The following is a 454-nucleotide window of genomic DNA, read 5'->3' as shown; positions in this document are numbered from 1 at the left end:
CCGCGTAGGCGCTGGCCCACCTGGACGCCATTGCCGCCACCGAGGGCGTGGACGGCGTCTTCATCGGCCCGGCCGACCTGTCGGCCTCCATGGGCCACATCGGCAACCCCGGCCATCCCGAGGTGCAGGAGGCGATTGCCGACGCCATCGCGCGCATACGCCGCGCCGGCAAGGCGCCCGGCATCCTCACGCCCAACGAGGCCCTGGCGCGCAAGTACCTGGAGCTGGGCTGCACCTTCACGGCTGTGGGCCTGGACACCAGCGTGCTGGTGCAGGCCACCAGCGCCCTGGCTGCGCGCTTCAAGCAGGCAGCGGCCCCCGCGCCGAAAAGCCAGACCTATTGAGGCCCCGGCCTGACAAGGCGCGCGCAACGCCGCTCCGGGGAGGGAGCGGCGGCTGCATAGAATCCAGCCGACAGATGCTGCCGAACATGCCCCAGACCACGACCTCTTTT

Annotated in this window: 1 pseudogene; it reads left to right on the top strand. The window is 70.9% G+C overall.

The window, feature by feature from the left end:
* Nucleotides 1–8 precede the first annotated feature (8 nt).
* Nucleotides 9–344: pseudogene (locus tag L995_RS20900) on the top strand (aldolase/citrate lyase family protein); the annotation flags it as partial.
* Nucleotides 345–454: the final 110 nt, after the last annotated feature.

It is taken from the genome of Delftia sp. ZNC0008, assembly GCF_000799035.1.
In the GTDB taxonomy this organism is placed as follows: domain Bacteria; phylum Pseudomonadota; class Gammaproteobacteria; order Burkholderiales; family Burkholderiaceae_C; genus Comamonas; species Comamonas tsuruhatensis.
The sequence above is the reverse complement of the archived record's forward strand: the minus strand, read 5'-3'. Positions and strand labels throughout refer to the sequence as shown.